This window comes from Candidatus Cloacimonas acidaminovorans str. Evry (assembly GCF_000146065.2).
GTDB lineage: Bacteria > Cloacimonadota > Cloacimonadia > Cloacimonadales > Cloacimonadaceae > Cloacimonas > Cloacimonas acidaminivorans.
Window position 1 is genome coordinate 137,633 of sequence record NC_020449.1, and the last position, 21,648, is coordinate 159,280.

General features: G+C 37.9%; 17 protein-coding genes. 1 reads left to right on the plus strand and 16 read right to left on the minus strand.

Annotated elements, in window-relative coordinates; all coding sequences use genetic code 11:
• The first annotated feature begins 894 nt into the window (after nucleotides 1–894).
• Complete coding sequence (locus tag CLOAM_RS00610; RefSeq protein ID WP_044278754.1) at nucleotides 895–3,636, plus strand: T9SS type A sorting domain-containing protein; 2,742 nt, start codon at nucleotides 895–897, stop codon at nucleotides 3,634–3,636.
• A 116-nt stretch (nucleotides 3,637–3,752) separates the two neighbouring features.
• Here the strand turns inward: CLOAM_RS00610 and CLOAM_RS00615 are convergent, their stop codons facing one another.
• From CLOAM_RS00615 to CLOAM_RS00690, 16 genes are all read right to left on the minus strand, one after another.
• Nucleotides 3,753–4,733: a D-glucuronyl C5-epimerase family protein gene (locus CLOAM_RS00615; RefSeq protein WP_015423898.1), complete on the minus strand. Its 981-nt coding sequence runs from the start codon at nucleotides 4,731–4,733 to the stop codon at nucleotides 3,753–3,755.
• A gap of 308 nt (nucleotides 4,734–5,041) precedes the next feature.
• Nucleotides 5,042–5,827, minus strand: coding sequence for a metal ABC transporter permease (locus CLOAM_RS00620; RefSeq protein WP_015423899.1), 786 nt, complete (start codon nucleotides 5,825–5,827; stop codon nucleotides 5,042–5,044).
• A 6-nt stretch (nucleotides 5,828–5,833) separates the two neighbouring features.
• Nucleotides 5,834–6,562 carry a metal ABC transporter ATP-binding protein gene (locus tag CLOAM_RS00625; protein ID WP_015423900.1) on the minus strand — a complete coding sequence of 243 codons (729 nt, stop codon included), beginning with the start codon at nucleotides 6,560–6,562 and terminating at the stop codon, nucleotides 5,834–5,836.
• An 8-nt stretch (nucleotides 6,563–6,570) separates the two neighbouring features.
• On the minus strand, nucleotides 6,571–7,479 hold the full coding sequence (locus CLOAM_RS00630) for a metal ABC transporter substrate-binding protein (protein ID WP_015423901.1): 909 nt from the start codon (nucleotides 7,477–7,479) through the stop codon (nucleotides 6,571–6,573).
• Between the two features lie 300 nt (nucleotides 7,480–7,779).
• The gene (locus CLOAM_RS00635; RefSeq protein WP_015423902.1) at nucleotides 7,780–9,261 is read right to left on the minus strand and encodes a leucyl aminopeptidase; all 1,482 of its coding nucleotides are present in this window, start codon (nucleotides 9,259–9,261) and stop codon (nucleotides 7,780–7,782) included.
• Nucleotides 9,262–9,291: 30 nt separating this feature from the next.
• Nucleotides 9,292–12,312: a BamA/TamA family outer membrane protein gene (locus tag CLOAM_RS00640; RefSeq protein ID WP_015423903.1), complete on the minus strand. Its 3,021-nt coding sequence runs from the start codon at nucleotides 12,310–12,312 to the stop codon at nucleotides 9,292–9,294.
• Nucleotides 12,313–12,320: 8 nt separating this feature from the next.
• On the minus strand, nucleotides 12,321–13,223 hold the full coding sequence (locus CLOAM_RS00645) for an MlaD family protein (RefSeq protein ID WP_015423904.1): 903 nt from the start codon (nucleotides 13,221–13,223) through the stop codon (nucleotides 12,321–12,323).
• Between the two features lie 6 nt (nucleotides 13,224–13,229).
• Complete coding sequence (locus tag CLOAM_RS00650; RefSeq protein ID WP_044279155.1) at nucleotides 13,230–14,474, minus strand: hypothetical protein; 1,245 nt, start codon at nucleotides 14,472–14,474, stop codon at nucleotides 13,230–13,232.
• 279 nt (nucleotides 14,475–14,753) lie between these two features.
• The gene (locus CLOAM_RS00655) at nucleotides 14,754–15,656 is read right to left on the minus strand and encodes an AEC family transporter (RefSeq protein WP_015423906.1); all 903 of its coding nucleotides are present in this window, start codon (nucleotides 15,654–15,656) and stop codon (nucleotides 14,754–14,756) included.
• Entirely contained in the window at nucleotides 15,653–17,134 is a 1,482-nt protein-coding gene (locus tag CLOAM_RS00660) for an inorganic phosphate transporter (RefSeq protein ID WP_015423907.1), read from the minus strand. The genes CLOAM_RS00655 and CLOAM_RS00660 overlap by 4 nt, the downstream gene beginning before the upstream one ends.
• A complete protein-coding gene (locus CLOAM_RS00665) occupies nucleotides 17,135–17,779 on the minus strand; it encodes a DUF47 domain-containing protein (protein WP_015423908.1) in 645 nt (214 codons plus the stop codon).
• 399 nt (nucleotides 17,780–18,178) lie between these two features.
• A complete protein-coding gene (locus CLOAM_RS00670; protein ID WP_015423909.1) occupies nucleotides 18,179–19,342 on the minus strand; it encodes a pyridoxal phosphate-dependent aminotransferase in 1,164 nt (387 codons plus the stop codon).
• Nucleotides 19,343–19,494: 152 nt separating this feature from the next.
• A complete protein-coding gene (locus CLOAM_RS00675) occupies nucleotides 19,495–20,064 on the minus strand; it encodes a Spy/CpxP family protein refolding chaperone (protein WP_015423910.1) in 570 nt (189 codons plus the stop codon).
• Entirely contained in the window at nucleotides 20,061–20,513 is a 453-nt protein-coding gene (locus CLOAM_RS00680; RefSeq protein WP_044278755.1) for a periplasmic heavy metal sensor, read from the minus strand. The genes CLOAM_RS00675 and CLOAM_RS00680 overlap by 4 nt, the downstream gene beginning before the upstream one ends.
• Entirely contained in the window at nucleotides 20,506–20,952 is a 447-nt protein-coding gene (locus tag CLOAM_RS00685) for a zf-HC2 domain-containing protein (RefSeq protein ID WP_044278756.1), read from the minus strand. Before CLOAM_RS00685 ends, CLOAM_RS00680 begins: the two co-directional genes overlap by 8 nt.
• Nucleotides 20,953–20,997: 45 nt before the next feature.
• On the minus strand, nucleotides 20,998–21,486 hold the full coding sequence (locus CLOAM_RS00690; protein WP_015423913.1) for an RNA polymerase sigma factor: 489 nt from the start codon (nucleotides 21,484–21,486) through the stop codon (nucleotides 20,998–21,000).
• Nucleotides 21,487–21,648 lie beyond the last annotated feature (162 nt).

The window sequence follows — 21,648 nt, forward strand, 5'->3', positions numbered from 1 at the left end:
GTTCTCTGGCTTGGATAACCTGATAATAGGAAACTATCTGGTTTCAAAAAATAGCTCTGGGACAGAAAAATTCTAATTCCTAAAACATCTAAACAGTTACTAATTTTAAACCTAAATCACTTCATCAAAACATAAATTGTTCAAGCCGAATTGAGTTTTCTATTATATAGATATTGCTATCCTGATCCATTGCTAAAAGATCAATAAAACATTGGTTTTTTATTGTTGCACCAAGTGGAATTTCAAATCCTAAAAGTTTAATCTCCAAATGTTTTCCCTGGCAATCCATACAAGCCGCTGGTTACTCCAAAAACCGATGTCTTGCTCAGGATCCCCTCAATTATATTTTTTGGCTATTAGATCCAATAGATTCGGTTATCTGCGTTCTATTTCTTTTGCCACCGCAACAACAAGTTTTAACTCCAGCACTACAAACTAAGAACTTTTTGCTTAATGGCATCATAAATCCTCACTGCAGCAGATGCGGCATAATTGTCAAAAAGTTCTTGACAATACCAGAGAACTATTTATTAGTGTCTTTATGAAATGTGAAGGTTTCTGCCGAAACTATGGAAAAACGATAAAGGACTGAAGAGAAAAGGAGTTTATGAAGATGAAAAATATCAGCTTCAAGTTAAATTCCTACAAGAGGAATGGTTTTTTAACCTATTATAAGAAGAACGATAGTTTGTTCTTGATGAAGAAATATAGATATATGTGGTTAGGAAGTGCGGTAAAAAGTTTATTCCTTATTTACCTACGATTATCAAAAGATGTTATTTCGGTTCCGCTCTTTTTGTTCAGAAAAAGGGAACATTATCACTGGGGCGGTGTATCAATAAAGCAATCAGGAAAACAATTTTTTACTACTACCTACTAATAAGGGAGAATAAAATGAAAAAATCACTTGTCGTTCTGCTTGTTGTTTTGACAATGAGCACTTTTCTTTTTGCTGCGGAGTATACCATTGTAGATGGTAGCTCCAATAGTTATCATATTCCCGTTAACGGAAATTCCCATTATGGATGGAGCCGATTTATATTTACGGCTACTGAAATGAATACTGCTGGAATAACCGGTTCATTTACTATTTATTCTATTGCTTTCAAAATTAACAATACTGTCTCCGATTATACTATGGATAATCAGAAGATCTATTTTGGTTACAATTATAACAGCACATTATCTGGTGCTACCAGTTATCCCAATCCCGGTAGCAGTAGTTCATTTACCAAGGTCTATGATGGCAGTATAACTTTTAATGGACCCGGTTGGATGGAAATTATTTTAACCACGCCTTTCAATTTTACTTGGGACGGTTATGCTGGCTTAGATATTGTTTGGGAAAACTGGGATGGCAGTAGAATTACCAGCGGTTATCCCAAATTTTATTATACTTCCAAAAGCAATATGGCAGTTTACAAAGAATCCGGAACCGGAACTTCTTTTCCAGCCAGTACTGGAGCCACTTCCAACAATCATCCCAGTTTCAAAATTCTCACACCTCCTACTTCTATACCCAATCCTGCTATCAATCCTGATCCTGTAAATGGTGTATCAGGAGTTGCAATTGATAAAGAACTTAAATGGGCAAGCGGAGGTGGTTCACCGATAAATTACAAGGTCAATTTGGGAACCGATAATCCTCCAACCAATATTGCTTATAATGAAGTTGTTACTGCAACCAAATACACTCCTGCAAACAGATTTGATTATGGGACTATCTATTACTGGCAAGTGATACCTCATAATATTATTGGTGATGCACAGGATTGTCCAATTTGGAGTTTTACTACAATGGATGATCCTTCCATTGCCACTTTTCCTTATCAGGAGAGTTTTGATGGCACTTTTCCTCCCAATAGCGACTGGTTAATGAGAACAGGAGTTTTGCAAGACCCCATTTCTTTAAGTCCCACAAGTTTATGGGAACAGGATGACTGGCTGAATATTCCCGGAACCGATAAGGCAGTCAGAATCAATATCTGGGGGAACCTTAATGCCTGGTTAATTACTCCTTTATTTAATATTCCGGATGATAACTATTATCTATCCTTTGATTTGACAGTGCTAAAATATAATCAAACCCCAACCGGAACGCCTCCAGTTTATGCTCCTGATGATAGATTTGCTGTTTTAATTGGCGATGGATATAGCTGGTCTACAGCCAATATAGTGCGTGAATGGAATAATACAGGTTCTTCTTATGTGTATAATGATATCAGAATTAGTGGAGAGAAAGTAGTTATTCCCTTAGCCGGACACAGTGGACACTGTCGTTTTGCCTTTTATGCTGGTTCCACAATTTCTAATGCCGATAGTGATGTTATGATTAACAATATGGAAGTTGCCGCTTTCAGTAATCAGCCCTTAGCTGCTCAAAATCCCATTCCTGAAAATAATGCTCAAGATGTAGCTCTTAATGCTAAACTATTTTGGGATGCAGGAGCTAATGCACCCGTTTCCTATAACTTATATTTGGGACAAACTCTTCCGGAAACACCTGTAGAATGTTTATCTCCGCATTATACTCCTGCAGCTTTAGCTTATGGAACAACATATTCCTGGAAAGTTGTTCCTGTAAATCCAATAGGAGAAGCAATTGATTGTCCTGTTTGGAATTTTACTACCTCCGGTACAGCTAATGTTGATGCCGGAACCGTTACTATTAATGGAGTTCCTATAAATCCCAGTGTAGAAATTTCCGGTTTGGAAGGTGAAACAGTAATAAGTGCCAGTGCCAGTTTTGCTCCGGAAGGTATTGGTTTACCTAATGCTGGTTTAGTAATTCAGTTAAGCAGTTCGGGAGTTAATCTTACAGGAAAACATATAACGATTAATCATTCGCTTGGCTTTATCCCTTCCCAGATTGCTTATCGTATTTTACCCAGTGAAACATATCATATTATTTCCAATCCGGGAACCTGGACTGCTGAAACGGTTAGCTTTATTTTGGAAGCTAAAGCGGATGGTGATGTGGATATTGTTTTTCCGTTGGATGCAGAATCCACTTTGCCTGTGGAGCTATCATATTTTAATGCCATATACACAGCGGAAGGTTATGTTACCATAAGCTGGGTAAGCCAATCGGAGACAAACCATAGCGGTTATAACATTTTGCGTAGCGAAGATAGAATATTTGCCAATGCTATTCGGATAAATCCAGTTTTGATAGATAAAGGAACCGAACTTGGAACTCAGATTAAATATAAATTTATTGATTCTGAATTTGCGCCTAATATGGTTTATTATTACTGGCTGGAAAGTATTTCCTTGAATGGTGAAACGCAATATTTTGGCCCTGTTTTTGTTATGACAGGAGAAAATGGTTCTGAGCCAGAAACTCCTGAATTACCCTTTATAACAAAATTGTATAATGCCTATCCTAATCCTTTTAATCCCCATACGGTTATAAGTTACAGTATATCTAAACCGGCAACTGTAACTTTGGAAATATATAATTCTAAAGGACAGAAAATCCGTTCGTTCATAAACAACCATAATTCAGCGGGAATTTACAGAATGAATTGGGATGGCAAAGATGATACAGGTAAAACAGTTAGCAGCGGCGTATATATCTATCGTATGAAAACCGATAATTTCCAACAAAGCAAAAAAATGCTGCTGACAAAATAATACGCTGAAAGCGGAAGTTAGTATAAAAATCCCGGGTGAAAATGCCCGGGATTTTTTTAACTACTGAGAACACCGAAAACTTTTATACTGCAGACAGACCTCTCGCCCTTTCGACTTCAAGACCTTTCAACCTCGCGACCTCCTGTCCTCAATGGCTTAAAAAATAAGTAAGCAAGCAAATAGAGAACTGCCCAACCAATAAGGAAACCGAGAATTCTGCCTGGTTGAAAAGGACTAAAAAACTGGAACAGGACAAACTGTTTGCTTTTTGCCTGATAATTTTGTATAAAAGGCGTGAAAACAGAATCCGGAGTAGCAGAATTTACTTCTTCCAAGAGCGCAACAAGTTCTAGGTGTTCACTGCGTTTGTTTTTATAGTGATATTTATCATCCAGTAAGTTTTTCTTTGCCAGTTCGGGCAGTTTTGCCTGGAGAGCAATAACGCCTTGTTGAAAAAGTTCCCAGGATAAGCTGTCGTCCACCAATTTATAGTATTCGGATAAATTTACGAGTGTTTTCAACATTCCGGAAAGGGAATAGGGTTCGGTAGGAAATTCCTGAAACCAAATACCGCCTTTTTTTTCATAAAAACTGAAATTGCCTTTTTCCGGTTGCAGGGTATAGAGCATTTTCCTGGCTTTAATAAATGTTTCGGGGCTACGCAGGTTGCCTGCTCTTTCTGTTAAAGCAAGCATTGTTGCACTGTTACTGGCGGAACTGAACCAGGGTTTTTTTAAGTGCGCTTTCGGGTAATCATAATTATGGGGAATATTGCCATTTTCATCCAGATGCTCTTCCAGCCATTTACTATACAGCAAAAAGGCATTTTTCCGGGGTTCCTCAATGCGGGTTTTATAAAAGCGGGAGGACTCATAAGCAATGAGTTCAGGATCATAAACCTTTCCGGCAGATGGATAATAGCGCATAGGAATGCCATTTTTATCCATTGTAGGCATTTCCACAAAAGAACTGCCAAAAATACTTAAACAGGTCTTACTCCAAAAATCGGCAATAAAGGTCTCTGCTATTTGCCAAATTACTATAGCAAAAATAAGACCAATGAGCAAAGGTATCAGGTGGTGTTTCAATTTATTCATATTTACCTTCTTTTAAGTTAAGAATCATTTACACTTCAAGTGAGGAGTCATTTGCACCTTTAGAACTTTTGTTCTTGTTGATAACCTTTTGGCGCAAAGGACTCATCACGATTATAGCTATAAACTCTCACAGATTTCACAGATAAAAAATGGAACACAGATTGAACGGATTTAAACGGATTAACACGGATTTTTATTTTGTAATTATTTTTAGCATATAATCCGGTCTATCCTGTTATCTGCGTTCTATTTTAATAACATTGAACTTCCCTACGATTACACTTTTTTGCGGAGAAAGCGTCATCCAGCTACACAGAGAAAAGCAAAGAGAGAAAATAAAGGATTGCTTCAAATACAACAATACAAGCACCGGTAGGTAAATTCAGCTGAAAACTAAAATAAAATCCAATAAGAGCGGAAAAAACAGCTACCAGAACAGAGATAACTATTGCTTTGGAAAGCCGATGCACAAGATTAAAAGCGATTACTGCGGGTAAAATAAGTTGAGCGGTTACCAGAATAATTCCTGCGCTTTTCACATTGATAACAATATTAGCAGCTAAAAGCAGCATAAAAATCAGGTTCACCAGGTCTGTTTTAATCCGATAGACCTTAGCCATCACAGGATTATAGGTTAAATAAAAGAGTTCCTTATAGAAAAAGCAGACAAAGGCAATATTCAAAACGGATAAAACAGCCAGAGCAATTATTTCGTTTCTTGTAATCAGCAGAACATTGCCAAAAAGGTAGCTGGCAAGGTCAAAACTGTAATTTTTTGAAAGAGAAATAAGGATTATACCCAGTGCCATACTTAAGGATAAAAATATGGTTATCGTATTAGATTCCTGGATGTTATGCTTTTTGGCGAGCAATGTTATTCCCAAAGCAATCAGCATCACAAAAATCAGGGTAGTAACAGTTAAATTCAATCCTGCCAATATAGCCAGGGCAATTCCGGCAAAAGCAATATGGGAAAGCGCTTCACCCAAATAGGATATCCGCCTTAAGGTGACGAAAGGAGCAAAAACAGCTAAAGAAATTCCCGAAAGCAAAGCACCCCAAAAAGCATAAACCAGAAACGAAAAGCTAAACATTTTTGCCTAATAATCCTTTTCAATAATCCGCAAACTATCACCAAAGGTCTTATGTATCACATCTGCATCTATAAGTTCCATCTGATTATGACAATGCAAACGGCGATTCAAGCAAACCAGAAAGCTGCAATATTTAGAGAGAGTAGTCAAATCGTGAGAAATAGTTATAATCGTTTTGCCTTTGCTATTGAGTTCTTTTAGCAGGGCAAAAAAACTTTCTACGGAAGGACGGTCTAAACTTGCCTCCGGTTCATCAAGGATAAGATATTTGCTTTCAGATACCAGGGCACGCGCTAAAAGGACTCTTTGAAATTCACCTCCGGAAAGTTTTCCAATCAGTTCTTTTGCCAGATGAGCAACTCCCGTTTGTTCCAATGCCTCCATTGCTTTTTGTTTATGGTTTTTATTAAAATGCGTTCCCAAAGGAAGTTGACCTGCCAAACCCATTAAAACAATATCCAAAGCGGTTGCAGGAAAGGCATTATCAAATTCCTCATATTGAGGTAGATAGCCAATGGTATTATTTTTCAGCCAGTTATAGTGTTCCACACCATCTATAAAAATACTGCCTTCTTTCAATTCCAATAAACCGAGAATCAGTTTTACCAAAGTTGATTTACCTGCTCCGTTAGGACCTATAATAGCGGCAAATTCGCCTTCGGCAAGTTCCAGAAAAATATCTTCCAGAATTATCTTGCCGTTTATTTTGTATTGGAGGTCTTTAATTTGAATCATTAGTATTGCTAAAATCCCGCTTTCATCTTTTGCCAGTTGTTATCTATCAATTCAGCAATGGTTTGTGCTTTGCCGTCACTGCCTAAAGGATCAAGGGTAAGTAGTTTCAAGTTAAATTCTTTAGAGAGTGTTTCACCAGCTTTTCTATCCATTTGCGGTTCCAGAAAAATAGCTTGGACATTATGTTCTTTTATGATGTTGCCTAGGAGAGCAAGTTCTTTGGGAGTGGGTTCTTTACCAGGACTTTCCTGCACAAAGCCCAATTCCTCAATATCAAATTCCTGGAGGAAATAGTGGAAGGCATTATGATAGGTAATAATTGCCGGGTTTTTGTATTGAGTTCTTTCCGTTTTAATTTTATCAATTAAATTTTGCAGTTCCTGTTGCATTTGTTGCGCATTGTGTTTGAAGACAAAAGAAGAATTGGGAAAGCGAGTGCTAAGTTCTTTTTCCAGAAAACCAATGAGGCGAATCATTAAAGAGGGAGAGGTCCATAAATGGGGGTTTTGAGCGTGTTGATGTTGGTGTTCAACTGGTTCAGGAACTTCTTCTTCCGCAAGTAATTTCCTTTCCGGCAGAGGAATAATATCTTTCAGCAAAGAAGCTGCTGCCACATAAACATCTTTTCTTTCCGCAAAATTCTTTTCCAGATTTGCCTCCAATCCTAAACCATTGGCAAGAATGAAAGAAGCGGAACTGAAGTTTTTTAAATCGGCAGGACCGGGTGACCAGGTATGAGGTGAAGCATTTGGAGGAATAATACATTTAACCTCAAATTCATTTCCCGCAAGTTGTTTCAGAATAAGCTCGTAGGGATGAATTGAAGCCAGAAGCAAAGGATTTTGCTTTTCTTCCTGGTTTTGGCAGGAAAAAGCGAAGAGCAAAGTGATAAGCACGCTCCATTTAAGATACTTCATTTTTACCTCCTAAGCTTTTATACACCGAGAACACCGAATTTACCGAAAGCACCGAGTTTATTTTATAATTATTAGCAATGCTAATTTTCATTCTCAATTCTCAATTCAGCATATAATTTTTCCGGCTAACTATAAATCGTTTTCCCAATTCCATCTTTCCATCTCATCATCTTGCTATTTTTAGGGCATCTCACTTTATTTTAATTTTACAGTTCGCACTTTACTATATCGCATCCTCCACCCATCGTAAAGGATGGGTTGAGGACGGGTTGATGATGTGTAGCAAGCAAGGAAGAAATCCTATTCCATATATTTTAAAAGAGTTGTGAGCAAACGGACACCTGCTCCTGTTGCACCGTAGTTATAAATTCCGTATTCTTTATCTTTGAAGGCGGTTCCGGCAATGTCAATATGCAGCCAGGGCTTATTCTGCACAAATTCTTGCAGGAAAAGACCCGCAGTAATAGTGCCGGCAGAGGGACCTCCGGAATTTTTCAAATCGGCAATTTCGGATTTGAGTTGTTCTTTATATTCTTCAAAAGCGGGAAGTTGCCAGATATTTTCACCGGTAAAGTGAGCTGCATTTTTCAGCTGTTCCAGCCAGGGTTCGTTATTGGTAATCACGGCAGAAATTTGTGTTCCCAAAGCGGTAACTGCAGCACCTGTTAAAGTTGCGATATCAATAATGCGGTCGCAATGTTCTTTTTCCAGAGCATAATTGATAGCATCGCAAAGAGTTAAGCGACCTTCAGCATCGGTATTGACTACTTCAATGGTTTTTCCGCTCATTGAAGTAATTACATCTCCGGTATGATAAGCATCCCCGGAAATCATATTTTCGCAGGCAGCGATGATGCCTACTACATTAACTTTCAATTTCATAGCAGCAATTGCACACATAGTTCCGATAACGGCAGCTGCACCTCCCATATCATCTTTCATATTTGACATTCCTTGTGCACTTTTAATACAGTAACCGCCGCTGTCAAAGGTGATACCTTTTCCGATTAAAGCAATGGTCTCCTGATGGTGTTCAGGATTTCCTAAATGGCGCATAATAATAAGTTTTGGCTCGTGAGTTGAGCCGCGTCCCACAGCTAAAAAGGCATCCATTTTGATGCGTTTAAGTTTATCCAGGGAATGCACATCAATAGAAAAACCGTATTGCAAAGCTGCCTGTTTGGCTGTTTCCGCAAGGTTTTCGGGAGTAATAACATTGGCAGGTTCATTTACCAAATTCCTGGCAAAATTGGTTGTTTCGGCATAAATGCGTCCTTCTACTATACCTCTGTTTAGATGGCGAGTATTTTTAGAGAGGAGCATATAATGCAATGCCTCAATTTCGCTTTCGTTTTTAGCCGAGCTTAAGTATTTGTTAAATTGATAGGTAACCAGTAAAGCCGTTTCGGAAAGCAAATGACCAAAAGCCACATCGGTTATAGGGCAATCAAACCCTTGAAAAAGATAGATTTGTTTGGCTTTTAATTTGGCAGCGAAACGAATTGCGGAAGCCAAAAGATTGCGGACTTTATTAATATTGAGGTCGTTTTTATTGCCGGCACCCAGTAAAATAATATTTTGTCGTTGGATTCCATTCACGCTGGCAAAGTTCTTTAAATCCCCGTAAGCGAACTTAAAATCCTCACTTTTACAATAGACCTGAGCCGTTTTGGCGATGTTTTGCGGTAGCAATTCTACCTTGTCCAATGCACCGTTTTCTTCCTGGAAAATGATTATACAATCCATATCTTCCGGGACTTTACGGATGATGTCGATCTTCATTCTGAACTCCTTATTGTTTTTTATAGTATATTAAAAATCTTCGGATAAGCTTAAGTAATACATCGGTTTGGAAATTTTGGAGAGGTCAGTAAGCCAGGCAATATCAAATTTTAACACAAAATAACCTAAATTGAGACGAGGTCCGAAACCGTAACCCAATTTTATATCATTCAGTTTACCGTCTATCACTCCCCTAAAATCAGAATTTTTATCCCAAGCAGCTCCCATATCGGCAAAAATGCTTCCGCGAATATTGCGTAGCTGTAAAGGCACGGGAAAAGCCAAATAGAGATAATCAAAGAAAGGAAAACGCAGTTCAGCAGAACCCAAAATCATTCTTTCTCCGTCTATATCTTCATTTAATGCCCGCACACCATACAAACCATCAAGATTAAAACGCTGAGGTGATTCACCGGTACTGATTCCTGCATTCAAACGAAAAGCCAGAGAATAGCGTTTTTCAAAAAAGTTGTAACAGCGCAGATCAAGATAGTTGGTAAAATAGTTCAGCTCATTTTTAGCAAAGCTTTTCCGAATGAGATAATAATAACGCCAACCAACCATAGGTCCTGTAGAGCCGAAAAGAGCATTATCAAAAACAAAAGCCAAGCCAGGTGCAATAACCGTATCGGTCTCTTTGGAGATATCCATTTGCCAGTTTTCTGTAGGAACATCCTCCGGTGCCAGATAATCCCATTCCTGTTTCACATAATACAGCTGGCTGTCAAATTCCAAACGCGTAAACCTACTGAAGGGATAACGGTAAATAAAAAGCATTCCCAGTTCGCGTTCTCGCAAGCGAAAATAATCATCCTGACCGATACGATAACGCCTATAAAGCGTTTCATCATAGAAATTATAGACCCCTATTCCGTAATCAGCACGATGCTTTAGATTCATAAAAGAAAGGAAAAGATTGCTGTCTTCAATTTTTCCTGAAATCCCCAAACTGATACCTATTCCATAATTGCCCATTAAATCACTTAAAGTGAGATCAATAGCTCCCACGGTGCCTGTGTAAGATGAATACGCCAATCCGCCCCAGATGCTGTCTAAAGCGAATTTTGTTTTATATTTTTCTATTTTGGGCGGAACATTAATACTATCCGGTTTATCATCCCAGGAAAAATCCTGAAAATGTTTCAAGGAATCGCTTTTGTCCGATTCATTATTGGAAATATGAGGGCGACGGGGATTTTGTTGTGGGGATTGTTTTTTAGAAAGATGTTGTGCTTTGCTTCTTTTTCCGTAATAATCAAGACGGGTAAGGTCTATGGTTTGTAAAAGGTCATCGGCACGCACAAAACTTTGCGGTTGGCTGCTTTCTTCATAAATTAGATTTTTCAGGGGATTATCGTCAAAATAGATATCCCAGGCACCGTCAAAGTAGTCGCTTATAACTAGATAACTATCATCAAAGCTGATATCGCCATTCATAATACCGGCAATGCATTTAGTGAGTTCAGCGCGCTGTCCGGTTTCCCAATCCAGAATTTCATAATTGGCAAGGTTATATTTATAGGAAAGAAAGACGAGCTTGGAACCGTCTTCTGCCCAAATTGGACTGAAACAATCGTAATTTTCAAAGGTTCTTTCAACTATTTCACCGGTCTCAATATTGAAAGTGAAAATATCGCGCGTAAGGTCTGAAAACAAACCATAACTGATTTCCTGCTTTTCACACTTATGTTCACTATCGTAAGCAATGTATTTGCCGTCGGGTGAAAAACGGGGATGAGCATCGTCATAACTGTCATCAGTTAGCTGAGTTAATTTTCCTGTTTCAATTTCATAAAGATAGAGGTCGGATTGCATATTTTTTTGACCTGCCAAAACCAGAAACAAGCCATCGGGAGAAACATCCGCTTCATAAATTGCTTGCAATTCCGGAATGCTGATGGTCTGCACGATTTTTTTAGTGTTTACATTCAGGATTTGTATTTTATCACCGGTAGCTGTCTTGGCAGAAAAAGCAATTCTTTGATTATCGGGAAACCAGGAAAGAGCCGAACGCAAATAGTAAAATTCTTCTGCCTTGCCACTTTTCTCACCCTTAAAAATCAATTGCGGTTGAGCTAATCCCTGAGTTCCAGCCAGCCAAATACTGTATCTTCCACCGGCATTAGAATAATATACATAGCGTGAACCATTAGGAGAAAAACGAGGTGCCAAATTGAAATAGGAACCATCTTTTTTATGAAATGTCCGCTGTTCAAAATTCTCCATCGGAATATCGTGACTATTTATCAGGGGATAGTAATCTCTCTTTAACTTATAATGCCAGCGGGATTCCAGGTCTTCAAAATCCATTCCGAAAACCTTTTTCGTAGCTTCATCAAGATTGAATGAGGAATGAATGGCAAAAAAATACTCGGGAACTTTTTCTCTGCCCCAGGTTTCAGCTATAAAAGTTAAAAAACTCTCGCCTAAACGATATGCCAAGTAGCCATCGGCACTGTTCAATCTACCGATGGTATTATTTATCACCATATCCAACAAATACATATTATTATAGTCATCTTCGCCACCAACGGAAAGATATTCCGGAAGTCCTTCCGAAAACCAAAAAGGAAAAGAAGTGGGACGGAGCATAGAATTGGGATTTACAAAACGATTATCCATTGCATTTATATAAGCATGAGTAAGTTCATGTGCTAAAAGTTCTTCCAGATTGGCATAACTGCCTTCAAAAGGAACCACAACACGGTTATGTAAACTTTCCGTAAAACCGCCTACTCCTTCGGTTAAAAGATAATAAGTTATATTGGTGGATAAAAATTCTTGCTTAGTACTGTAAAAAATAATAGGAATCCGGGCTAAAATCGGAACCTTGAATTCCGCTTTAATATAATAATATATATCTTCAGCCATTAAAGCCGCAATGCGGCCAAATTGATCTTCCCCTGCGGGAAAATAGATATCAAAATGCATTGTTTGAATGGTAGAGAAATCCTGAGGAGCAAAATTAACTTTATTTTGACCGAAACTGTAAGCAAAAACAGAACTGCATAAGACAAAGAGGATTATTAGACAATATAGCTTTTTATTCATTAGCTTTCCTAAAATACGCTGAATTTAATGTATTTTTTGGGGTTTTCCTTAATATCTTTAATGAGGGCATTGAGATTATCGGTTGCATTGGTGATTTTTTCATATAACTGCTTATCATTTAGTAATAAACCAGCAGTACCTGCGTTTTCGGTAAGGGCTTTGGCAGAACGATTCAAATTGGCAGAAAGAATTTTTAACGAATCCAAAGTAGCAGAAAGTTTCTCTATAGTTATGTTCCCTTCCACCAAAGTATTTTTTAAGGGTTCTTTATTTTCCGCTATAACTTCCTGCAGAGAAGAGGTTAAATCCTCAATTTTATTCACTGTAATAACGAGTTCCTGTTTTATTTCTTTAGCTAAATTGCCCATTTCAGTTACTGTGCCATCGGCATTTTGCACTAACTTTCGGGAACTTTGCAGTAAGCCATTGGGAGAATTAAGTAATTTAACCGTTTCATTCAATTCATCCAAGCCCGCAGATGCTTTACTAATCAATTCCATCATACCTTCCGGGGAAGTTCCCTGTTGCAATTTTTTTATATTTAGGGGATTTTTTCCATCTCCCGGAATAATGTTTAATGCCTTTCCACCCATCAAAGAACTGTCCGAAACCAGAAACCGTGTTCCTTCCGTTAAAATTATATCACTTCTGATATTAGCAGTTGTAATTACCTTATCTTTGCTCGCAGTTATGCTTTTTACTCTACCAACTTCCATTCCGCGATACATAACTTTATCGCCAACTTCCAAACCCATCACATTTGGAAAGGCAATTTTCAGTTCATAATGGGAACGGACTGCTAAACGACCGCTAAGCCAAAAATAACTAAAAACCAGAATCAGACAGATAACAATTGTCCAGATACCTGTTTTTATTTGCACGCTACGCAGGTTAGGATAGAATTTCTTCATTACCTTTTAGGTCTTCAGCTGTTTCTTTTCAGCAGCGGGGAAAAGGACATTATTCAGAATTAAACGATAGCCGGGTGAATTTTTATGCAGTTCTAATATGGTTTCCGGATCGCCAACTTTATGCTGATAATCCTCTGGATCATGACCACCGTAAAAAGTGAAAGTCCCTTTGCCAATATTGCCATGAATGTATTTAACTTCATTCTGACCGGGAACTTCCGCTAAAATAATCACACTTTTCTTTACCTTATCCTTGAAAAAAGAAGTGGTCTGACCCAGAAAACCGTTTATAACATTAGTATGACATTGCGTAAGCATTGTGGGAACAGGATCATACTTGGCGCTGAAATCAAAAAGCTGAAAATAATCCGCTTCGGGACCTCTTAAACTGGAATAATCGCTGGCATCTATATCGGAAAATTCATATTCATAAGGATTGGGACGCAAAGTAAAATTTTCAAAGGCAAAAGTGCGGGAAAAATCCAGTTTACTTTGATACTGAGGGTCTATGCCATCACCGTCAATAGCGGCATCTACAATATCTACATCTTTGGCTGCTAAGGCAATATCATAAGTATCGGTAGCAGCACACATAGCAAACATAAAACCACCGTTTATTACATAGTTGCGTATCTTTTCCGCTACTGCATGCTTCAATTGCCAAACCTTGGCAAAATTATGTTTAGCAGCCATTGCTTCATTTACACGTACATCATTTTGATACCAGCTGGTATTTCTATAAGAACCATAAAACTTGCCATACTGACCTGTAAAATCCTCATGGTGTAAATGCAGCCAATCATATTCCGGAAGCTTGCCTCCTAAAACTTCATCATCCCAAACACGGTCATAATCAATTTCCGCATAATCCAAAGCCATAGTTACTGCATCATCCCAGGGAAGAGCATTAGGAGGTATATAAACCGCTATTTTAGGTTCTTTTTCCAGGGCTATGCTTTCCATATTATTCGCCTGAATTTCCATTAAAATTGCCGCTACATCAGAAGAAGAAACATTTTCATAACGCACACCCCGAATGTTACAAAGAGCAGTTAAACTTTCGGAATCGGGAAAAAGAAAACTTCCTCCCCGATAGTTTAAAAGCCATCTGCCAACAAGATGTTCTTTCAGACCCGCAAAGGCAATGCCATAGGCCTTTAGATGGTTGGTCTGCGTGTTATCCATAGGGATTAAAATATCAGCAGATAAAGGTATTATAGTAAAACTGCTAAACACTATTAAGCATAGCAGAATAACTGATATCCTTTTTCCTCCAACACACACCAACGCTTTTCTAAACAAGGATTTATCCTCCTTAATTTAATTCCTGCTTATATAAAGCTATTTTTATGTCATAAAACGCATAAATGTCTTCTGCTGTCAAGATAAATCTCACAAACAACGAAAACAAAGAGGACACCGAAGAAAAAGAGTATTTTTTTACATGGAAAACACTGAATACACCGAGAGCACAGAAAAAACTATACAACTAATAAACTTCCAATATAGCTCCAGCCCTCTCTACCCCTTTCACTGAAACACATAAATCAGCCACGGAATATAAAACAGAGCAATAAAAATGGATATAGAAACAATAGTAGCCGCAAACTCTCTATCCAAATTTTCCAAATTGGCAAAAATAAGAGTATTAAAACCAATAGGCAAAGCAGCACAAACAGTTACTACAGTTCTGGTTATTCCCTTAAACCCAAAAAGAGCAGATAGAACAATACCTATGCCCAAACCAATGCCCATTCTAATAAAAATGGCAATTGCCGCTTTTCCGATATTACAGCGTTTGGGATTAAAATAAAGTCCTAAGGCAATCATCATTAAAGGGACCATCGGTTGCCCCATAAAATTGAGAAAATTCAAAGCTAAAGCAGGCATCGGGACTTTAGTTAATTTCCAGGAAAAGGCAATTAACATAGCCCAAAGGGGAGGTAAACGCAAAAACTTTTTCCACTCAATTGCCGCTGTTTTGCTATTATTTCCATATTTTATGGCATTGTAATAGGTAAAGGTAAAAATCATAAAGGTATTGCCAATATCAAAAAGTGATGCTCTGGCAAGTCCTTCATTGCCAAAGGCAGCAAAGAAAAAAGGCAAGGCATAAGCAGTATTCATAATCATTGTTCCCACCAGGAAACTGCCGAAAGTGGTTTTTTCCATTTTCAAGTGTTTTCCTATAGTGCGGGAGATAATATACATCAGAAAGACAATAATAATGGCTGTAAATGGAATTAAAGCCATATCCGCTTTTAGCTGAATATTGGAAATAGCAATAATGGTTAAAGAAGGTAAACATACATTAAGCACAACCCTCAAAAGAACAGGCGCATCGTCTTTAGACAGAAGCTTTAGAAGTTTAAAGGCAATGCCTACAAAAAAAGCCAGAATAAGAGGAATTATCTTTTCAATAAAGGGATTCATTGCTCAGGAGGAAGATAAAAAGTGCGAAATAGCAGGTTAAATTGTTCTTCCAGGTCTTGATTATGTAGCTTATCTCTTTCGGTAATTTCTTTTCTTATTTGCCAGGAAGGGTCTTTTGCCAGTGTTTCTTGCAGTTGCCATTTATGCCTGAATTCTCTTCCCTCAAGTTTAACTAATGCCTCCCATTGTTGTTCCGTGAAACGAATTGCCAAACCTTTATCCCGCAGAAGCTTGGTATTTACTTTCAAAGGATAAATCTCAGTGATACGGATAATTTTCAGTATTTCAGAACGCGAAAAATATTTTTCTGCCTTTAGTTCTTGATAAACCACCATCTCGCGGTAAAATTTACGACCATTCACAGAAGACAGATGATTAACATCCAAGCCCTCTTTTTCTATCTGACTGATAGTTGTGTGATTGAAAGTATATATTGTTTTTTGGTAAACGGTCTGTTCAAACACATTCTGCACAATAAAAAGAGCTATAAAAGCAAAGAAAAAGGCAATAACTGGTGCAGCTATCCAAGCCAAAGATACCTTGCCTAATATATTGTAACGGATATTTTTACCCCCTTTTACCAAACCAATTCCAACAACCGCTCCCACGATAATTTGGGTGGAAGATACAGGAACTAAAGGAATGGGAGGTAAACCTATACTTAATAATAGGTTTTGCAAACCACGCGAAGCAAAAATAAAAAGGACAATTGCTTCTGCAGTTACAGCTATAAGTGCTGTTACCGGTGAAAGATGAAAAATATCTTTTCCTACAGTACGCATTACTTTATGCGAATAGGTGTAAATTCCGACAATTATAGAAATTGCACCCAAAATATAGAGTTGCTGGACACCCGAAAGAGTAAAACTGCCCAAATTAATATCTTTGAAAGGAGTTACCGGAACAAAAACTCCAACCACATTGGCTATGTTATTAGCACCCAAAGAAAAAGCACCAAAGGCACCGATTATAATTAATCCTAAACGAACATAAACATCTTGCTCTAAAAGATGAATTTTTCCTCTATTGATAACGGGTCTGATTAAATAAAAAAGCAAAGCGGCAATAATTCCGGAAAGCACAAAAGCAATTACCCAGCTGGAAACAATGGTAAGTAAATTACGAAAGTCAGTTAGCCGTCCCGAAAAAAAGTTCCAACCAATAATTGCACCTACAATGGTTTGAGAAGTTGAAACCGGAATTCCCGTTCGGACAATAGCAGTAATAGTTAAAGCAGCTGCCAGGGCAACTGTAAAAGCACCTCCTAAAGCATCAACACTTCCTAAACGACCTAAAGTTCCGGAAGGACCGCTACCTTCAAAAACAGCTCCTAAAAAGATAAAAATGGACGCAATTAAAGCCGCTGTTTTGAATTTCAGCATTCTGGTTTCTACAGCAGCACCAAAAATATTGCCGGTATCATTGGCTCCTAAAGACCAACCTAAAAAAAGACCGCTGAGCAGGTAAATAAAAATCATTTATAGTTGACGCTTGATAGCATAAATAGATAAACGATCACAAACAACCTGCGCATAATCCGAAATTTTTTCAATATGTATGGCAAAAAAACGCAGCTGACTTTTTTGGGAAAGTTCAATATCCAAATTGAATATTTCACGACGCAGGCGTTCACCTATATGATCCGCTTCGCGTTCAAAGAAATAGACCTTGTGAATGTAATTGTTTACAGCAGCTAAATCCCTAAAAAATGAACGAACTGCAAAAGAGAGCTGTTCAACGGCATTGCTTGATGCCTTAGTTGTTTGCATCCACAAATCATTTAAGCACTCTGGAATTTTTGGCATTTCAATGGAAAATTGAACCAGAGAGTCCTTTATATTATCAATAACCTCATCTGTATTTTCCAAAATAGCAAGAACATCACCTCTGTTTTCCGGAATTAGAGTTCGTTCATAAAGAAAGCGTTCAATGCTAACCCGTAAATCATCTGCCCGATGTTCATTTTCCCTGATTTGAGCCAAACGGGTTTCAAATTGTTCAATCCTGTTATTGAGGTAATCTTCCATTGCCAGTTCAAAAGTGGTAGCCGAATCACTTAAAATATCCAAAAAGGCATCTATCTGGGTTTCAATAAAGCGGGTTGTTTTTAAAATCAGAGCCATTTTCTCTCCTTGAGAGTTATAATTTTATTCCTTTTATCATTTTAACCAGAAAAAGAGATACTACTTTCTGTCAAGCGAAAAGGGAATTCAAGTTAATGGGTGAACAGGTTAACGGGTGAAACCCCAAGATAAATTAAGGGCAACCTGTAATATTTTTTCCTGTTGCAAAGACAATTATATTTTTCACTTACCTGGATTCCTGCTTCCTTGGGAATGACAACTGATTTATACCTATTTTTGCAATAATGACAAGGGTATGAATTCCTTTATAAACCTTCTTTTTCTATGGCAAAGAAAGAATTTGCCAACCCATTAGTTATCAAATGCATTGTATAAATTTATTTTAAAAATGATACAACTTCTTCTCGTAGTATAAATTGACCTCTCTACCTCAAGACCTTAGCGCAAAAAATGTTTCAACGCATTAACAAATGTCTCAACATCTTCCCTGCAGCTAATCGTTACCCTTAAACAATTTTGCAAACGGGGATGCGAACCTACATCGCGAACAGCAATATCGTTTGCCAAAAGATGATTAAAGAATTCAGGAGTCCGTTCTGCAAGAGAAAAAGTGAGGAAATTGGTAGCAGAAGGATAAACCTTTATCTCTTCTATTGTTTGCAAAGTTGCAAAAAGCTCTTCCCGCAATTGAATTGTCTGTTGCACTTGTGTTTTAAAGATATCCTGATTTTCCAGAATAGTGAGAGCAAATGCCTGGTTCAGAATAGAAGTATGAAAGGTAGTAAGAACTTTGGAAAGTTCATAAATGTTTTCCGCTGAAGAAATTGCATAGCCAAAACGCAATCCAGCAGAGGAAAATGCTTTGGAAAAAGAACGCACTAAAATCAAATTTGGATACTGCAATAAACTGCCTGCCAGAGTTTTACCCGAAAATTCAAAATAGGTCTCATCTACCAGCACAAGTTTATCAGGCAAAGCTTTAATTATTTGTAATAGTTGGCAATCGGGAAACAAATTGCCCGTAGGATTATTGGGATTGCATAATATAGCTAACTTACAATCCGGGTGACTGGCAAGTTCCAAATACTTTTCCGGGGAGAAACTGAAATCCTCATCCAAATCCAAAAATAGCATTTTCAGTCCTACCATAGCGCTAAAGGTTTTATAATCAAAATAGGAAGGTGCCAGGGAAACAGCAAAGGATTGATCATTTTCCCGCACTGCCAGAAAGATATGATAGAGAATATCATCAGCTCCATTTCCCCACAGGACATTTTCTTTTGTTAAGGAATTGCCAATGTAAGAAATTAGGGATAAATGCAGTTTTTCCGTTACAGGAGAGAGATAACGATTTAGTTCAATCTCTTCCATTTTGGCTAAAAATTGCTGTTTAATTGCCTGATAGGGATTTAGGCAACTTTCGTTCAGGCACATCATTCTTTTTTTAACGGGAACACTTATTTTAGAGGGCTTTTTGTCTTTCAAGTCACTGCGAAAATAGGACATAATTCTTTCTCCTTCTATCAATATTATAAGTTGAAATCGGGGAAAAGCAAAAGTGTCATTCTTATCCTGTTTCCACATTGAAAGTGCAGTTATCATTGAAAAAATATCCTTGATTCCTGCTTGTGCAGAAATGACAAGAGCATTTCATTCCAGCAATGATATTATTTAAAAAAAGCCACGGGAGGAGTACCCGTGGCTTTGTCTGTGTGTTGCTGAGGAGGGATTATTAGGGGCTTATTTTTCTCGCTCTATTGTTTGGGAGGTAATTTTTTTTCAGGCATACCGAAAGAACCGCATTCTCCGCATCCATCACAATTTTCTCTGCTCTGAGGTCTGAAGTCCTTAGCATTTTTACAGGGTGTTTGTTTATGCATAGCACCCTGAAAATGTGACATATTCTTTTTCAGGGTTGCCTTCTGTTCGGGGGTAAGTTCTTTCATTCTGGCAGCCAAAAAATCCACTTTAGCATCGGCTAAGACATTGCGTTTAGTGGCTATTTGTTTGTTTAAATCCTTTGCCTGCTTGTAGTTTTCATCTTTCAAAGCTTTCTGCAGGTCAATTTTTAAATTTTTAATTTCGGCGTTTAGGGTGTTTTTATTTTTCTCAAAACTTATTTTCAATTCTTCAAATTTTTTCTTTTGGGCATCGGTAAGTTTCAATTCCTCAAGGTATTTTCGCATCGGCATTTCGGGGTTCGGGGTTTTAATTTCTTCCGATTGCACCTTAGGATTAGAGCGATCTTTAGGGGCATCCGTTTGGGCAAGTAATGCACCGCAAACGAATATTAGGGCAAGGGTTAGGAATATAATTTTTTTCATCTGTTTCTCCTATTTTTAGGTATATTATCTCTGTTTAAGCGTTTTTTGGCAAATTCGGCACGGCGTTGGAAATGTTCCTGTGCTTCTTCTGCCGTTAAGGTCTTACGATAGGCAACCATTCTTTCCGCCAATCTTCTTTCCAGATTGTTTTGAGCCACCAGGGAAGAATCAATTAAGGCATTCACTTTTGCCATATCTACAGGGTCTTTTGCCAGTTCCAGCATCAGGGAATGTTTGATAGTTTCAAATTTATCCCTTAAATTCCTGATTTCTTCATCCCTTTCAAAAGGAGGAGGACCAAAATGGGGACGGGAACCTCGCATTTCTTCGTTTCTTACAGGTGGTTGAGGATGAGGGTGAAACCAGTGTAAATAAATGAAACTGCCGATAAAGGCAAGATTAAAACTCACCGAAATCAGCAGGATTATTATTAGCCAGCGTTTACTCACCCTGTTCTCCATTTTCCGCTATATTATCCAGAATTGTGTTTTCACCAAAACTGCCGTAAGCGATGGAAGTAAGAGTAAGGGATTCCGTTTTTTCCGGAATTATGTTGTTATAGCTAACTATACCGACTTTAACACCTGCCCATAAGCTTAAGATAATAGTGAGCATAGCGGTAACTGGGGCAAGTTTATAGCGACGGAAAAATCCCGGATTTTTTGCTTCCAGACGGTGCACCTTATCCATAATTTGTCCGTGAATCCAGGAAGGAAACTCTGGTTTTGGGAGGTGAGAAAGCATCAGATGCAGTTTTTGGGCATCTGCCAGAAAAACTTTGCAGGCAGGACATTTATCCAGATGGGATTGAAGTTTTGCCTGAAAGCGGATATCCAATTCGCCATCAAGTTCTTTTTCCAGATAGCGTTTGGCTTTACTGCATCTCATTTTTCTGCACCTTCTTATATTTTTTGCTTCCAATTACTATACCATTCAACTTTCTTTATCCTGCAAAATTTTTTTCCTTAATGTGCGTTTTGCTCTTACCAGCAAGGATTCAACCGCTTTTATACTGATTCCCAAAGTGGCAGAAATTTCCTTGTAGGACATTTTTTCGTAATATTGTAATTGAATTACGGCTGCCAAACGCGGAGGCAAAGCCGAGATTGCATTTTTTAGAACTGTGTAGTCCGTTTCGTTGGTGGTAGCCGTTTTTTCGGGAATACAATTAAATCTCTCCGGTTCCATATTTATATAATGTGCCTTCTGTTTTAGAAAGCTGAGGCATTTATTACGAGCAATTTTATAGGTATAAGCAAGAGCTGTGGCTTCATCTATGCGATCCAGATTTTTGTATACCGCTATAAATACGGTTTGGACGATATCCAAGGCATCCTGTTCATTAGCGCATAAAGTTAACACATAATTAAAGATGCGCTTTTCATTAGCCGTTAAAAATGCCTCAAAATGTTCTTTCTTCATACCTGTTTTTACTTATCATTGTATTTTTTGAATGTAAATTCCCTTATCATTCCTGGGCAACTAGGAATCCACATAAGGAAAAAAATATTTATGCATTTTAATATGGAATTTACATCATATCTTTAGTATGTTGTTTTTTTAACTTGCAAGAAATAAACCAAA

Bases quoted from the DNA above. Each gene is read 5' to 3' on its own strand.
- CLOAM_RS00690 (WP_015423913.1), bottom strand. From the start codon at position 21,486: ATGAAGAAAGAACATTTTGAGGCATTTTTAACGGCTAATGAAAAGCGC.
- CLOAM_RS00610 (WP_044278754.1), top strand. From the start codon at position 895: ATGAAAAAATCACTTGTCGTTCTGCTTGTTGTTTTGACAATGAGCACT.
- CLOAM_RS00645 (WP_015423904.1), bottom strand. From the start codon at position 13,223: ATGAAGAAATTCTATCCTAACCTGCGTAGCGTGCAAATAAAAACAGGT.
- CLOAM_RS00685 (WP_044278756.1), bottom strand. From the start codon at position 20,952: ATGAGATGCAGTAAAGCCAAACGCTATCTGGAAAAAGAACTTGATGGC.
- CLOAM_RS00655 (WP_015423906.1), bottom strand. From the start codon at position 15,656: ATGAATCCCTTTATTGAAAAGATAATTCCTCTTATTCTGGCTTTTTTT.
- CLOAM_RS00625 (WP_015423900.1), bottom strand. From the start codon at position 6,562: ATGATTCAAATTAAAGACCTCCAATACAAAATAAACGGCAAGATAATT.
- CLOAM_RS00660 (WP_015423907.1), bottom strand. From the start codon at position 17,134: ATGATTTTTATTTACCTGCTCAGCGGTCTTTTTTTAGGTTGGTCTTTA.
- CLOAM_RS00640 (WP_015423903.1), bottom strand. From the start codon at position 12,312: ATGAATAAAAAGCTATATTGTCTAATAATCCTCTTTGTCTTATGCAGT.
- CLOAM_RS00630 (WP_015423901.1), bottom strand. From the start codon at position 7,479: ATGAAGTATCTTAAATGGAGCGTGCTTATCACTTTGCTCTTCGCTTTT.
- CLOAM_RS00670 (WP_015423909.1), bottom strand. From the start codon at position 19,342: ATGATAACTGCACTTTCAATGTGGAAACAGGATAAGAATGACACTTTT.
- CLOAM_RS00635 (WP_015423902.1), bottom strand. From the start codon at position 9,261: ATGAAGATCGACATCATCCGTAAAGTCCCGGAAGATATGGATTGTATA.
- CLOAM_RS00665 (WP_015423908.1), bottom strand. From the start codon at position 17,779: ATGGCTCTGATTTTAAAAACAACCCGCTTTATTGAAACCCAGATAGAT.
- CLOAM_RS00615 (WP_015423898.1), bottom strand. From the start codon at position 4,733: ATGAATAAATTGAAACACCACCTGATACCTTTGCTCATTGGTCTTATT.
- CLOAM_RS00675 (WP_015423910.1), bottom strand. From the start codon at position 20,064: ATGAAAAAAATTATATTCCTAACCCTTGCCCTAATATTCGTTTGCGGT.
- CLOAM_RS00620 (WP_015423899.1), bottom strand. From the start codon at position 5,827: ATGTTTAGCTTTTCGTTTCTGGTTTATGCTTTTTGGGGTGCTTTGCTT.